A 14084-nucleotide genomic window follows, 5' to 3' on the forward strand; every position below is an offset into this window, starting at 1 on the left:
ACCCAATTCAGCATCATCCGCTCGCTATTGATCACTTGATCAGAGCTTCCCTAAGCATCGCCGTTGACCCGCAACGTGGCGATGACCTCGCTGCACCCTACGATCTGTAATGAGCGCCGACCCCGTAACCACCTTTCTGCGCGAGTCCCCGTCCCTGGATCCCGCCTTCTCCGGTCTGCGCCGGGAGATTCTCGACACCGCCAAATGCTGGATTGATCTCGAATTAGGGGACGGCAGCCGTTCATGGCTGCGCCGCGGGCGCCATTCGGTCTCCGGGATCCCGCTTCGCTCCCTCGAACCGGCGCTCGGGTGGGAGCAGCGGCCGTGGGTGGGAGCACAGGGGTCCGCCGCCGCGCTGCTGGGCGCCCTGATACGGCTGGCTGACTGGGACGTCTGCTATCTCAACTCCCTGTCCGACGCGGAAACAGCGGAGGTGGTCGATACGTCGCGCAGTCTTGGTCTTCGGTCGTTCGTCTTTCCGTTGCCCGTCGCAGCGATCGTGGGCATCGATAGCTATGCGGCCCTGCTCAAGTCGCGCGATCGGGCGACCAACGCGAAACAGCGCAGCAAATATCGCAAGATCGAACAGGCCGGGTTGGTATTTCGCGATTCAATCCCGTGGAGCGACATGAACTCGCTGCTCGATCGGCGCGAACTGCCCGGCGGGGCGGATACCGACTACACGCGATCCCCGGCTTTCCGCCGCTTCTTCGCCGCGTTCCGCGAACAGGTGGCGACTGAAGGCCGCCTCGTGGAATACGGACTCTATGACGGTTCGAAGCTGGTGGCCTATGCGTCGGGCTTCCGGATGAGCCGCGTATTCCATTTCTACCAGGGAGCGTACGATCCGGACTACCGCGTGTATCGGCCGGGGATCATGGCGTATGAGAAGGCCATCGAGCGAATTCTCGATCAGGGGGCCGATCTCATCGACTTCATGGGCGCCGGATTCGCGTACTTTCATGAGTTTACCCGCGAGGAAGTGCCTTTGAAGCGGGTCTTGCTCTTCTCGCGGTCGCTGCGCGCGCGTTTGGCTGGGAGACTGTTCTCCTTAAGACATGGCCACGACGCGAAGTAGGTCTGGGAGCACACCACGCTTCGTTGGTAGGCTGTCGAAGTGAAAACGAGTGCGCGGCGCAGCGGCCCTTCCTACTCTACCCGCACCACCGCAACCCGCAAACTGCTCGGCGGGGCGCTCGCCCCGCCCTCGCCGCGCAACTCCAGCAGCTGGCTTCCCGTCTGGGCGCCTTCGAAGCTGAAATAGCTGCTGCTGAATGCCCGCAGTTTGGCCACCGGCAAGGTGAACGACCCGAACGTCATCGCCCGCGCGCGCAGCGGGCTGGCCACGAACGATCCCGGATACGTGGTCGCCAGTCCGGCAAAGACATCGGCCACGTTCCAGCTGGGGAAGGTCAGTTGTCGGCGCGTCGGCACGAAGTCCGCGAGATCATCCACCGCGTTGGCCAAGGCCCAGTCGGCCAGCATCTCGCCCGCCGGACGCCCCGTACGCTGCGCCAGGTTGCTCAGTCCCGTGAGCTGACCGCCTCGAACGATATCCTTGATCCAGGTGTCTTCATTGCCGGCGTACTGGTCGGCAGCCCAACGCACCAGAGACCAGCCGCTGGCGTAGAACGTAAAATCGCCATTGGCGGCCGCGCCAATCGGGGTCAACGTGTCCACACCACGCATGTATTGGTGCAGCACGGAGAAGTGCTTCCACATCATCAGCGGCCGGTCGTCGCACTGGTACACTTCGCACCGCACCGTGGTCTGATACCCGACGTTGCCCTTCCAGGCGCCGCCGTCGGCGAACGTCCGCGAATACAGCTCTTCGGCGACACGCCCCAGGCTTTCTTCCAGCCAGGACTCTTCAAACGGCGTCCCATTCACAAAGCGAATGGCGAAAGAGGCCAGGTGCTTGCTCTCGTGCATCACCGTGCCGCGCAGCGATCGCCGCCATTCCGTCGGAGATTCGGCGGCGTTGGCCACGCGCGCATAGAACACGTCGTCCTCATTGCTTGCCGCAAACGTGCCTTTGGGATAGAAGTTGCAGGCCGACACGTATCCCGCGACCCCGGCAGTGAGTCGTTCACATACCGGGTAAACAGCATGGTCACGCGACCGTCGCCGCCCATGGTGGCGTTCATCGCCAACGGATCCCCGACCTGGTCGACCATAAGCGGGTACTGCACGCGGTCGTACTCGTCGCCAATCAGGGCGTACTGCTCATCCATCGTGCCCGCACGGGGTGCGGCGATGTCTTCCAGCACCACCGATTTCGCACCCGCATAGACCACGCGCGCCCGGATATCGCGGCCGGCGGTGCAGCTTCCGTACAACGCCTTCATCGTCACGGTGTCGCCCAGTGACATCGGCGCGCGTGCGGACGCCATCGCGGACGCGACACCGGCGGATCTCATTTGCGACAGGGCACGCCAGGTCGGCGCCGGCGAACCGAAGCGCGCATTGATGGCGCGCTGCGCATCGAGGTAGTCATCATGCCGGGCTTCCGTCTTCGCTTCACTCGCCAACGGCGCCATGGCGGCGGACATGCGCGCAGTCGTGACGATCGACGATGATGTCGTCGATGCCATCTGCACCGACGATCGGGGCGTCGCGGCGTGGCCGGCCAATGCCCCCGCCCCCGCGCCACGCAACTCGAAGCCCGATGTTGCCGCGGCGGTCACACTCGTGTTGATCACGGCCACCACGTACTTCGCGCTCACGCTATTCGCCGGCGCGACCAATTCGGTGCAGCGCACCTGATCGACGTCGAGGATGTTGGCCGACTCGCCCTTGGCGAGCGCAACGCGGGTGGCCGTGCGAAACGGCGTCGCAAGCTGACCGCTCGCCGCCGCAATGGTGACCTTGACCGGTTGGGCAGTGGTGGCCATGCAGCCATACGTCGTTGGCACCAGCGCCTCGATGCGCGACGCAGACACGCGGATGACCGTGGCTTTCACGCCAGCCACGGTAAGGTCCACTGCGTCGGCGGCCAGCGCGAACCCGGTGCCTTCAACCGTGATTTGGGCACCCGGTACCAGCGTGTCAGGGGAGACGCGGGTCACCACCGGGGTTGCAGGATCAACCAACACTGTCAACCGTGACGACGCGGTGTCGGCGATCGCCCTGATGAACGCGGTGCCGCGCCCGTGCGCGATAAACTGTCCACCAGACGCCACCAGCGCGTCGCTGCCGCCTTCCAGCGTCAGCGTGGGCGCGACCCCGACAGCATTGCCGTATTTGTCGGCGACGGTGGTCGAGAAGTGAATCGTGTCCCCCAGGAGCGTGACGCGAACCAGGTCTGTCGAAAGCCGAACCACGGCCGCGCGATCGGCCACCGCATTGGCACCAAAAATCACCGGGGCCAGACCAGCCACGTTGGCGGTGAGACTCTGTAGTCCCGCCATGGTGCCCAGCGTCCAGCGCACCGCCGCGACGCCGTTGCCGTCGGTGGTCGTTTCCGCCGAGCTGACTTTTCCGCCATCGCTGGCCATCCAGAGGACCTTGGCACCGCCCACGGGGCGGCCATCCGAGCCGGTGACCGCCAGCCGCACTGGTGCATCCAGCGTGCTGCCGACGGTTGCCGTACCGACTATTTGGCCGACCGGCGTTGAATTGGTGGGAGAAATCGGCTCGACTGCGTCAGAACCGCTGCACGCCTGCAACAGCGCCACACCGCATGCCATCACGCCAGCGGCACGCGTCGCTCGGCCGATTCGGCGGGCGATGCTGTAACTGTTGGAGTTGAAGGCGATACGGGGCATGGTGGCCTGTGTCACGTAGGTGGTAGAATCCTGCACACATCTACAGATGCCGCAAGGGGCGTGCCGAACTCATCCATATCCGGTACCGAAAACGGCCCGGCGATTGGTGTTACCTTCGGTAGGGTCTTCCCTGCTTCGCCTTCAGGTTCCCCAACCGTCCGCCCGATGACCAGCAGCGTCGAGAATTCGCGTTCCCCGCTCACGATTCTTTCCGAGGAAGAGGAGCTTTTTCGCGCGGCGGTGCTCGAATTGGCGGAGTCCGTTGTGCGGCCGCGGGTTCGCGATATGGAGGAGGCCGGGAAGCTTGATCCGGCCGTCACGGCGAAGTTTGTCGAGCTGGGTCTGATGGGGATCGAGGTCCCGGAACAGTTCGGCGGCGCCGACGGCACGCTGATGATGGTCACGCTGGCGGTGGAAGCGCTCAGCACCGTCGATGCGGCCGCTGCCATTCAAGTCGACGTGCAGAACACGCTCGTCAACTATCCGATCAATCGGTACGGCAACGCGGAGCAGCACGCGCGATTGTTGACCCGATTGACCAGCGGCACGATTGGCGCATACGCCTTGTCGGAGCCCGGCAGCGGATCGGATGCGTTTGCATTGGCGACGCGTGCCGAGCGTGTGGAGGGCGGATGGTCGTTGAGTGGGGCGAAGGCGTGGATCACCAACGGCGGCGAGGCCGACATTTTCGTGGTGTTCGCCAATGCCAACCCCGATGCGGGATACAAAGGGATCACGACCTTCGTCGTGGAGCGCGGCATGCCGGGTTTCTCCGTGGGCCGCAAGGAAGAGAAACTGGGGATTCGCGCGTCGAGCACGACGGCCCTGCACTTCGACCATTGCGTGGTGCCTGATGCGAATGTGGTTGGCGCTGTCGGCACCGGCTACAAGATCGCCATCGAGACGTTGAACGAAGGACGCATCGGTATCGGCGCGCAGATGATTGGCGTGGCGCAAGGTGCTCTGGACGTCACGGTGGCGCACCTGAAAGAGCGCAAGCAGTTCGGCAAGTCGCTGGCCGAGTTTCAGGGCATCCAGTTTCAGGTGGCGCAGGCGGCGACGGAACTCGAAGCGGCGCGCCTGATGGTGTATAACGCGGCGCGGCTCAAGGACGCCGGCCACGACATCGCGCGTCAGGGCGCGATGGCCAAGTTGTACGCGTCGCAGATGTGCGAGCGCGTCACGTCGTTGTGTGTGGAGCTGTTTGGCGGCTACGGCTACACGCGCGACTATCCGGTGGAGAAGTTTTACCGGGATGCGAAAATCGGCACGATTTACGAAGGCACCAGCAACATGCAGCTGCAGACGATTGCCAAGGCGGTGCTGAAATAGGTATTCAGCCGGCCGTCGTGCAGGGAGCATTGAAACGGCCTCGGGAGTGCCCCGTGTGACGAATGAACGACGGCGTCTGATCGCGTGGGTCGGGTTGCCCATGGCGGTTGCGCTTGTCGCCATCGCGACGCTGCGGCCGGCGAGCGAAGCCGTGGCGAACTCCGCTACGGTGTGGTGCCTGACGTGCAGCCCCATCTGGCTGGCGGACGCAATCAGCAACGTGATCCTGTTCCTTCCGCTGGGCGTGGTGACGGGCGTGCTGGGCCTCCGCACATCGCGCGCAGTGCTGATCGGGGCCGGTTTTTCGCTGGGCATTGAGCTCCTGCAACTGTCGGGAGTGCCGTCGGGCCGGAGCGCGTCATTGGCCGACTGGATCACCAATAGCGCGGGCGTCTTTCTGGGAGCCTGGTTGGTGCATCAACGCGCATGGCTGTTTCACCCGACGCCGCAGGCGGCGCGTGGTCTGTTCGCTGGGTGGACCGTGGCCATCGTCGCGATGTGGTGGGCCATGGACTGGGCGCTCCGGCCCCTCGCGGTGAATGCCAACGTGTCCAGTCCGGTCGCGTTGAGTCCCCTGCCCTTCACCCCCGGATACGGCTGGTTCGCCGGCGTCGCCGAGGGTGCCTCGGTGAACGGTGTGCCGCTTGTCCATGGCGGCACCGGTCCGGTCATCGCGATCACGCCGCACGTGGACACCGTACGCGCGACGGTCAGCGTGCGTGGCCGTGATGGTCGTGACGACGTCGTCCCGATCGTTTTCGTGCATGCCCGTGGTGATACCGTGGCATACCTGCTGTTGGCGCAGCGTGCTCGAAGCGCACTTCTGGGCACGACACGGAACAGCGGGCGCGCGGGCCTGACGTCGCCGACGGTGGCGTTACGTGATGTGTTCGCTCCCAGCGCGCGCGCACCGGAGGCCGTGGTGATACTGTCCGCCACGGTGACCCGCAGGGCACTGAACCTGACCGCACGCGAACGCGACGGGTCCCTCCGATCGACGCGACTGCTCCTGTCGCCGCTCGTCGGGTGGTCGCTGGTGCAGTCGGTGGTTCGTGTGGACGCGCCATTGGCGCCGGTGATGACCGCGTTGTGGATTCTGGTGTGGATGATTCCGTGGGGTTATTGGCTGTTCAGAACGACGAGGGCGCCACATCGCTAAGTTCCGATTGTCCCTCACGCCTCCGTCCCCATGACACCTCACGCAGTCTCCTCCGAGTTCAGTGTGCCACTGGCGCCGGGCATGCTGGACGCAAGTACCGGCGAAGTCTCGGTCGCACTCGCCAAGGCCCAACTCGCGGTGAATCGCGCGCGGGCCGCCCAGCCGGCGTGGGCGGCGTTGGGCGCGAAAGGGCGAGCCGCTGTCATCGAGCGATTCCGGCAGTTGGTGTACGCCGATCGGGCGGTCATTGCCCGCACGATTACCGAGGAATCGGGCAAGCCGCTGCCGGAGAGCTATGTCGCCGATGTGGCGATGGCGTTGGAAGGCGCGCGATTCCTGTCCCGCATTGCCGAAGCGACGTTGGCCACGCGCACGGTACGTTCCCAAACATTGGCGGCATGGCGCAAGACCATCATCACGCACCACGAACCGTACGGCGTGGTCGCGGTGGTGAGCCCCTGGAACTACCCGTTCTTCTTCCCCGCAATGCACGCGATGACGGCGCTGGTGGCCGGCAACGCCGTGGTGCTCAAGCCCAGCGAGCACACGCCGCGCTGTGTCGATCACATCGCGCGCCTGCTGCATGCCGCCGGTGTCCCTGCCGATGTGTTCATCGTGCTGCACGGCGACGGTCGCATGGGGGCGGGATTGGTCAATGCGAGCGTCGACAAGGTGTTCTTTACCGGCAGCGAGCGCACCGGGCGATCAATCGCGGTCTCGTGTGCCCCGCGATTTGTGCCCGTGTCGCTCGAACTGGGCGGCAGTGACGCGGCCATTGTGCTGGAAGACGCCGATCTCGCCCACACGGCCAGCGGCATCCTGTGGGCGCGATTCACCAACGCCGGGCAGACGTGCGTGGCCGCGAAGCGCGTGATCGCCGTGGGGCGCGCCTACGACGCGCTGCTGCCGCATCTGGCGCGCGGTGTGGCGGGACTGACCATCACCGGCGACACCGTCTCCTCGGTTTCGTCGCCGGCCGACATGGGTCCCGTCATCTCGGCGCCACAGCGGGCGTTGATCATGGAGCAACTGCAGGAAGCGGTGGCGCAGGGTGCCCGCGTGGTGGCGCAACAGGAACCGCATCTGGTGCCGGCCCCGCTGCGGACTCGACGGACCGCATGAGTGATCGACAGGTTCCCGCCGTGGTGCTGGCCGGTGTCACGCCCGCCATGCGCGTCTGGCAGGAGGAAACGTTCGGTCCGGTACTCGCGGTCATGCGCGCGGCGACCGAGGCAGACGCCATCGCGTTGGCCAATGGCACGCGTTACGGGCTGAGCGCGTCGGTGTGGACGGGCGACCGCGCCCGGGGTGCGCGAATTGCCGCGCAACTCCACACGGGCACTGTGGCCATCAACGACGCGGTGATCACCGCTGGCCTGCCGGAAATCCCGCACGGCGGCGTCAAGGCGAGCGGTGTTGGTCGCATTCACGGGGTCGAAGGGTTGATGGCGTGCGTGCGCACCCACACGGTCGTCGACGACGCGTTGCCCCACGTGCGACAGCCCTGGTGGTTTGGCTATGGGCCGGACAGCACGGCACGGCTCGACGCCTACCTGCGTGTGTCGCATGGGACGTCCTGGTGGTCCCGGCTCACGGGCTTACCGGGGACGATTCGCATGTTGTTGAGACCCGAACGTCCGCTATAGGGTATTTTCCAGCATGTTCGGATCTGTCATCGGCGTCTTCGACGTCATTCTGGCCGCGTTGCGTCCCGCGGTCTTCGCCGTCGGCGTGCTGACCGCCGTCGCCGCCCTCGCGTCGTATGGCGTCCGTACGCGGAAGATTCCGCCGTTCTCCGCCTTGGCACGGTTCATCCGTGAACGGATCGATCCCTGGTTGATCGCGCCAATGGAGCGTCGTCTGCTGCGCGCCGGTGGCACGCCGTACGCTGCGCCGTGGTGGACACTGGCCGCGGTGATTGTCGGCGGTCTCCTGCTGATTTCCGGTGTCGGATTCCTGCGCGACCAACTGGCCATGTTGGCGTATGCCACACAGTCGGGATCGATTCTCTTTGTGTTGGTGCGCTGGACGTTCGGCCTGCTGCAGGTGGCGTTGTTTGCGCGGGTGATTTCGAGTTGGGTGGGCGGCTCGCCGTACTCCAAGTGGTGGCGATGGTCGTACGTGATCACGGAACCCATTCTCGCCCCACTGCGGAGAGTCATTCCGAACATCGGCATGTTCGACATCACGATCATTGTCGCGTATTTCGGGCTGCAACTGCTCGAGTCGGTGATCTTGCGCGCGCTCTAGATCCGTCTCCAACGCGCCTTGACATATATCGCTGAGGGTGGAGCGGTGAGAGGCCAGAGGGGTGAGCAGAAGAAGCGTCGAGCGTGCGAGGGGTGAGTCGGTGAGGGCAGGACTGGGTGCTGCCCTCGTCGGCTAAGCCCACAAGCACTCGACGATTCCGTTGCTCACCCCTCTGGCCCCAACTCAACCGCTCGGAACGACGCAATGCCCTCGGTGTTGCATCAAATAGCGCGATCCCGCGCGATCCTCGTGATCCGGAGTACACAGATGCGAAAGCTCTCCCTGGTGGTTGCGTCCAGCGCCGTGGTGGCGATGGCGGCGCCGGCCATCGTGCAGGCGCAGGACAAAGACCTTGTCGAGACGGCGTTGGCGGCCAGCTCGTTCAAGACCTTCACGCGCGCACTCACCGACGCCGGACTGGTTGAGACGCTCAAGGGTCCGGGCCCGTTTACGGTCCTGATTCCCAACGACGCCGCATTCGCCAAGCTGCCCAAGGGCACACTCGACGCGCTGTTCAAGGACAAGAGCGCGCTGCGGAATATGCTGCTCTATCACCTCATCGCGGGTCGCCTCACAGCCGACGACTTCTCGCATCTCAACGGCAAGGGACGCAAGACGGTGGAGGGGAGCGAGACGCGTATCGGCATGACCGGCACGCAGTTGACCATCGGGACCGCCAACGTGGTGCAGGCCGACGTCATGGCGAAGAACGGCATCATTCACGTCATCGACACGGTGCTGATTCCGCCGGGTCGCTGAGATCGGACCGTCGCGTCCGGACCATGTAACAAAGCGCATCGAGAACGACTCCGCTGGACACCGTGCATCCAACCCCGTGCGTTGTGCGAATACGGGTGAGTACGCGATTCACCTTCCAACAACTTCCTGGAGCCATTTCGATGCGTCGTTCGATTTCGAAGCTGCTGTTTGCCGGTGCCGCCATGATCGCCCTGTCCACGCCGCGCGCGGCGCAGGCTCAGGACAAGGACATCGTTGAGACGGCCGTTGCCGCCGGTTCGTTCAAGACCCTGGCGACGGCGTTGACTGCCGCCGGCCTGATCGAAACGCTCAAGGGCCCGGGTCCGTTCACCGTGTTTGCCCCGACCGACGACGCGTTTGCGAAGATCCCGAAGGCGCAGCTCGATGCCTTGCTCAAGGACAAGGTCGCGCTCAAGAACGTGCTCCTCTACCATGTACTCTCGGGCAACGTGCCGGCGGCCGAGGCGTTGAAGACTGTGGGCAAGGGCGTGAAGACGGTAGAAGGACAGGACGTGAAGATCACCGTGATGGGCGGCAAGCCGATGGTCAACGCGGCGCACATCGTCACCACCGATATCATGGCAAAGAATGGCGTGATCCATGTGATCGACGCCGTCATGCTGCCGCCGGCGAAGTAATCGCCGACATCGAAAAGCGAGGAGTGCAAGCCACTGCTTGCCTCCTCGCTTTTCGTGCGCCAGACTTGGGGGTCTCCTTCCCCCTTCCATGCGAATTCAATCGGCATTCTTTGGCGCGCTGCTTCTGGCCGCGCCGTCCGTCCTTCGCGCCCAGCGCCCCGCCACGTCGCCGGCCGACCTGATTGTCACCAATGCGCGGGTGTATACCGCCGACGAGGCCAGACCCCTCGCGGAGGCGTTCGCGGTGCGTGATGGCCGCGTGGTCTTTGTCGGATCACGGCAGGAAGCAAATGCGCTGAAGGGCGCCAACACACGGGTCCTCGACGCAGCGGGCAAGACCGTCATCCCGGGCATGGTCGATGCGCACGCGCATTTCGGAGGACTCGCCCAGACCCTGCGCTCCGTCGATCTCGTAGGCACACGCACCTATGACGACGTGATTGCCCGCGTCGTCGAGCGCGCCAAGTCCACGCCCAAGGGGAGCTGGATCCAGGGACGAGGCTGGGACCAGAATGCCTGGGGCGATACGCGGTTTCCGACGCATGAGAAACTGTCCGCGGCCGTACCCGATCATCCGGTGGTCCTCACCCGGGTGGACGGCCACGCGTCGTTGGTCAATGCTGCGGCAATGCGCATCGCCGCGCTCACTGCGGCCGTGAAGGATCCGACCGGTGGCAAGATCCTGCGCGATGCGCAGGGCAACCCGACCGGCGTGCTGGTGGACAATGCCAAGGATATCGTCGACAGCAAGGTGCCCGGGCCGACCGTCGCCGAAACGCGCACGGCGCTCAAGGGGGCGATCGGGGTCATGCATCAATGGGGCCTTACAGGCATGCATGATGCCGGCGCGTCTCGCGGGTTGATCGACCTGTACGAACAGATGGCGCAAGCGAAGGAATTGAATCTCCGCCTGTATGTGATGATCGGTGACGATTCGGCGGCGCTCAAGCATTATCTGCAAGTGGGCCCACGGTCGGCGCTGTACGATGGGCAGCTGTGGGTGCGCGCCATCAAGTTGTATGCCGACGGCGCGATGGGATCGCGGGGCGCGGCGTTGCTGGAGCCGTATTCGGATGACCCCAACAACACCGGCTTGCTACTGAGCGCGCCCGCGCACATTCGCGACGTCGCGGAAATGGCGCTCAAAAGCGGCTTTCAGGTGAACACGCACGCCATCGGCGATCGCGGCAATCGCGTGGTGCTCGATGCATATGAACAGGCGCTCAGGTCCGTGCCCACGGCGGATCATCGCTTTCGCGTCGAGCACGCGCAGATCCTCAACTACGACGACATTCCGCGCTTTGCCCAGCTCGGTGTGATCCCGTCGATGCAGGCGAGTCACCAGACCAGTGACATGTACTGGATCGGCAAGCGCCTCGGTCCCACGCGCGTGCTGGGCGCGTATGCCTGGCGCTCACTGATCAACTCGGGCGTCGTCGTGCCCAACGGCAGCGATTTCCCGGTGGAACACGTGAATCCGCTCATCTCGTTCCACGCCTCCATCGCGCGTCAGGATGCCAATGACTGGCCTGCCGGCGGATGGTTCCCCGAGCAGCGCATGACGCGCGAGGAAGCGCTGCGCAGCATGACGCTCTGGCCGGCCTACGCCGCCTTTCAAGAGAAGGAACTTGGCTCGCTCACACCCGGCAAGTACGCGGACTTTGTGGTGCTGGACCAGGATATCATGCGCGTGCCGGCGGAGTTGGTGCTGAAGACCAACGTGATGGCCACGTACATCGGCGGAAAAGAAGTGTATCGGGCGAAACCGGTGACGCCGTGAGGATCGTCTCGCTGCTCCCGGCGGCCACCGAGATCGTCGCGTTTCTCGGGGCCACCGAGCATCTCGTGGGCATCACGCATGCGTGCGACTATCCGGCGGTGGTCGCGTCGCGAGCCCGCGTCACCCGAAGCGCCATCGCCCACGGCCACGGCACATCCGCCCCTGACCCGGCCGCGATCGATGCGGCAGTGCGCGCGCTGTCCGGTCAGGGACACGCGCTGTTCACGCTCGACGAGTCGCGCATTCGCGCCCTGCATCCGGACCTGCTGCTCACCCAGGCGCTTTGCGATGTGTGCGCCGTACGGGAGACAGACGTGCAAGCGCTGGCATCACGGCTGTCGCCCGCCCCTCGCGTCGTCACGCTTGGCGGCACCACGCTGGACGGGATCTACGCCGACATCCAGACGATTGCCGACGCCATCGGCGCGCAAAGTGAGGCCGAGGAATTGCTGGCCGGTTTGCATGATCGGGTGAAGCATGTGCACGACACGCTCAAGGCCGCGAAAGCGCCGAGGCCGCGGGCGGCGGTCATCGAGTGGACCTCACCGGTATTTCTCGCGGGACACTGGGGCCCGGAACAAGTCCGACGCGCGGGCGGCGTGGATGTGCTGGGGACGGCGGGTGCTCATGCAGTCCCGGTGTCGATGGGCGCGTTGGCAGCGGCCGAACCGGAGTTCGTGTTTGTGGCGCCCTGTGGTTATTCGCTGGCGCAGGCCATCGTGGAAGCGGAGCGGCTGCTGCACGACGACGCGTGGGCCTGGCTGCGCGGTCGGCAGGTTTGGGCGCTGGATGCCAACGGGCTGGTAAGTCGCCCGGGGCCACGCGTCGTGGATGGCATCGAAACCATGGCACGGGTGATGAACCCGATGATTTTCAGCCAGGTGGATGATCGTCACGCACGACGAATGGCCTAACTCACCCACATCTTCACGGCCATCACCACCATCAGCACGGCGAATCCCTTTTTCAACAGCGTCGCATCCACATGCGTCGCCACTTGCGCGCCCAGCAGGGCGCCGACCGCCATGCCCGCGACAATCAGTAGCGCAGCCTTCACATCGAGCTGGCCGGCCCGATAGTAGGTCACCGCACCGATCGCCGCGCCAATCGGCATGACCAGTGCCGCGAGCGACGTGCCCACGGCCTGCTGCGGCTGGAATTTGGCCAGGTAGATCAGTGCCGGCACGATCACGATGCCGCCGCCGATGCCGAACACGCCGGACAAGATTCCGGCGCCCAGTCCGATTGCGAGAAGGAGGAGTGTCATGCGTGGAAGCTCTCCCCGTCCGCGCCGGGACGCCAGTTTTGGGCTACTTTATCGGATGCTCTCCGACACCTCTTTCGCCTTCCTCAAGTCCCTGCTGGATACGCCTGGGCCGTCAAGCTTTGAGGCGGCCCCGGCACGCGTCTGGCGCGCCGAAGCCGCCACGTTCGCGCAGGTGCGTGCCGACGTTGTTGGCAACAGTTTCGCAACCGTCGAAGGCCAGGGCGGCCCGACGATCCTGCTCGCCGGTCATATCGACGAGATCGGGATCATTGTCACGTGGGTCGACGAGAATGGCTTCGTCTATTTCGAACCCATCGGCGGATGGGACCCGCAGGTGCTCGTCGCGCAGCGTATCCGCCTTCTGGGTCGACACGGCGATGTGTTCGGCGTCATCGGCAAGAAGCCGATCCATTTGATGAAACCGGACGAACGGGAAAAGGCCTCGAAGATCACCGACCTCTGGGTCGATATCGGCGCCGCGAACCGGGCCGAAGCGCTGGAGCATATCGGCATCGGCGACGCCGGGGTCATCGACAGTCAGCTCATTGAGCTCCCCAATCGCCGCATCGTCTCGCGGTCGATCGACGACCGGATCGGTGCGTTCGTGGTGCTCGAAGCGCTGCGGCGATATGCCGCGAAGCCCGGTGTGGCGCGTGTCGTCGCCGCGGCGACCGCGCAGGAAGAAATCGGATATGCCGGTGGTGGCGCACGCGTGGCGGCCCAGTCACTCGATGCGCACATGGCGATCGCGGTGGATGTGACGTTCGCGACGGATCACCCGGGGGTGGAGAAGAAGGAGCTTGGCGAGCACACGCTGGGCGGCGGCCCCGTGCTGACGCGCGGATCGGTGGTAAGCCCGGTCGCCTTCAGTCTCCTGCGTGACACGGCCGATCGCCTGACAATACCCTACACGGTGCACGCCGCCGGTCGCTTCACCAGCACCGATGCCGACGCGATTCACCTGACACGCAATGGCGTGGCGACCGCGCTGCTGTCGATTCCCAATCGCTACATGCACTCGCCGAACGAGATGGTGTCGCTGGATGATCTCGATCGGGCTGCGGAGTTGATTGCCGAAACGTGTCGCATGGTGACGAACGAAACGGATTTCACCGCGCGATAGGCAGCAGGG

The 14084-nt window shown here is 64.9% G+C and carries 14 protein-coding genes; 11 read left to right on the forward strand and 3 right to left on the reverse strand.

What is annotated here, in order from left to right; all coding sequences use genetic code 11:
* The first annotated feature begins 109 nt into the window (after positions 1-109).
* Positions 110-1078 carry a GNAT family N-acetyltransferase gene (locus tag IPP90_01385; protein MBL0169365.1) on the forward strand — a complete coding sequence of 323 codons (969 nt, stop codon included), beginning with the start codon at positions 110-112 and terminating at the stop codon, positions 1076-1078.
* A gap of 71 nt (positions 1079-1149) precedes the next feature.
* On the opposite strand, the gene IPP90_01390 is transcribed toward IPP90_01385, so the two are convergent.
* Together IPP90_01390 and IPP90_01395 are read right to left on the reverse strand one after the other, a co-directional pair.
* Entirely contained in the window at positions 1150-2004 is an 855-nt protein-coding gene (locus IPP90_01390) for a hypothetical protein (GenBank protein MBL0169366.1), read from the reverse strand.
* The gene (locus IPP90_01395) at positions 1932-3803 is read right to left on the reverse strand and encodes an IPT/TIG domain-containing protein (protein ID MBL0169367.1); all 1872 of its coding nucleotides are present in this window, start codon (positions 3801-3803) and stop codon (positions 1932-1934) included. The genes IPP90_01390 and IPP90_01395 overlap by 73 nt, the downstream gene beginning before the upstream one ends.
* A 129-nt stretch (positions 3804-3932) precedes the next feature.
* Between IPP90_01395 and IPP90_01400 the strand changes: the two genes are divergently transcribed.
* The 9 genes from IPP90_01400 to IPP90_01440 all read left to right on the forward strand — a co-directional run bounded on the left by IPP90_01400 (position 3933) and on the right by IPP90_01440 (position 12599).
* Complete coding sequence (locus IPP90_01400) at positions 3933-5099, forward strand: acyl-CoA dehydrogenase family protein (GenBank protein MBL0169368.1); 1167 nt, start codon at positions 3933-3935, stop codon at positions 5097-5099.
* Between the two features lie 55 nt (positions 5100-5154).
* Complete coding sequence (locus IPP90_01405; protein ID MBL0169369.1) at positions 5155-6258, forward strand: VanZ family protein; 1104 nt, start codon at positions 5155-5157, stop codon at positions 6256-6258.
* A 30-nt stretch (positions 6259-6288) separates the two neighbouring features.
* Positions 6289-7380: an aldehyde dehydrogenase family protein gene (locus IPP90_01410; GenBank protein MBL0169370.1), complete on the forward strand. Its 1092-nt coding sequence runs from the start codon at positions 6289-6291 to the stop codon at positions 7378-7380.
* Complete coding sequence (locus tag IPP90_01415; protein MBL0169371.1) at positions 7377-7904, forward strand: aldehyde dehydrogenase family protein; 528 nt, start codon at positions 7377-7379, stop codon at positions 7902-7904. Before IPP90_01410 ends, IPP90_01415 begins: the two co-directional genes overlap by 4 nt.
* 13 nt (positions 7905-7917) lie before the next feature.
* Entirely contained in the window at positions 7918-8508 is a 591-nt protein-coding gene (locus IPP90_01420) for a YggT family protein (GenBank protein MBL0169372.1), read from the forward strand.
* Positions 8509-8775: 267 nt separating this feature from the next.
* Positions 8776-9267, forward strand: a complete 492-nt coding sequence (locus tag IPP90_01425; protein ID MBL0169373.1) for a fasciclin domain-containing protein — start codon at positions 8776-8778, stop codon at positions 9265-9267.
* Between the two features lie 182 nt (positions 9268-9449).
* Positions 9450-9905 carry a fasciclin domain-containing protein gene (locus tag IPP90_01430; protein MBL0169374.1) on the forward strand — a complete coding sequence of 152 codons (456 nt, stop codon included), beginning with the start codon at positions 9450-9452 and terminating at the stop codon, positions 9903-9905.
* An 88-nt stretch (positions 9906-9993) separates the two neighbouring features.
* Positions 9994-11685, forward strand: coding sequence for an amidohydrolase family protein (locus tag IPP90_01435; protein MBL0169375.1), 1692 nt, complete (start codon positions 9994-9996; stop codon positions 11683-11685).
* Complete coding sequence (locus tag IPP90_01440) at positions 11682-12599, forward strand: ABC transporter substrate-binding protein (protein MBL0169376.1); 918 nt, start codon at positions 11682-11684, stop codon at positions 12597-12599. Before IPP90_01435 ends, IPP90_01440 begins: the two co-directional genes overlap by 4 nt.
* On the opposite strand, the gene IPP90_01445 is transcribed toward IPP90_01440, so the two are convergent.
* Positions 12596-12952, reverse strand: a complete 357-nt coding sequence (locus IPP90_01445; GenBank protein MBL0169377.1) for a sulfite exporter TauE/SafE family protein — start codon at positions 12950-12952, stop codon at positions 12596-12598. The two genes, IPP90_01440 and IPP90_01445, sit on opposite strands and share 4 nt — an antisense overlap.
* A 55-nt stretch (positions 12953-13007) precedes the next feature.
* Between IPP90_01445 and IPP90_01450 the strand changes: the two genes are divergently transcribed.
* Positions 13008-14075, forward strand: coding sequence for a M20/M25/M40 family metallo-hydrolase (locus IPP90_01450; GenBank protein ID MBL0169378.1), 1068 nt, complete (start codon positions 13008-13010; stop codon positions 14073-14075).
* The last annotated feature ends 9 nt before the right edge of the window (positions 14076-14084 follow it).

It is taken from the genome of Gemmatimonadaceae bacterium (assembly GCA_016720905.1).
Taxonomy (GTDB): Bacteria; Gemmatimonadota; Gemmatimonadetes; order Gemmatimonadales; family Gemmatimonadaceae; genus Gemmatimonas.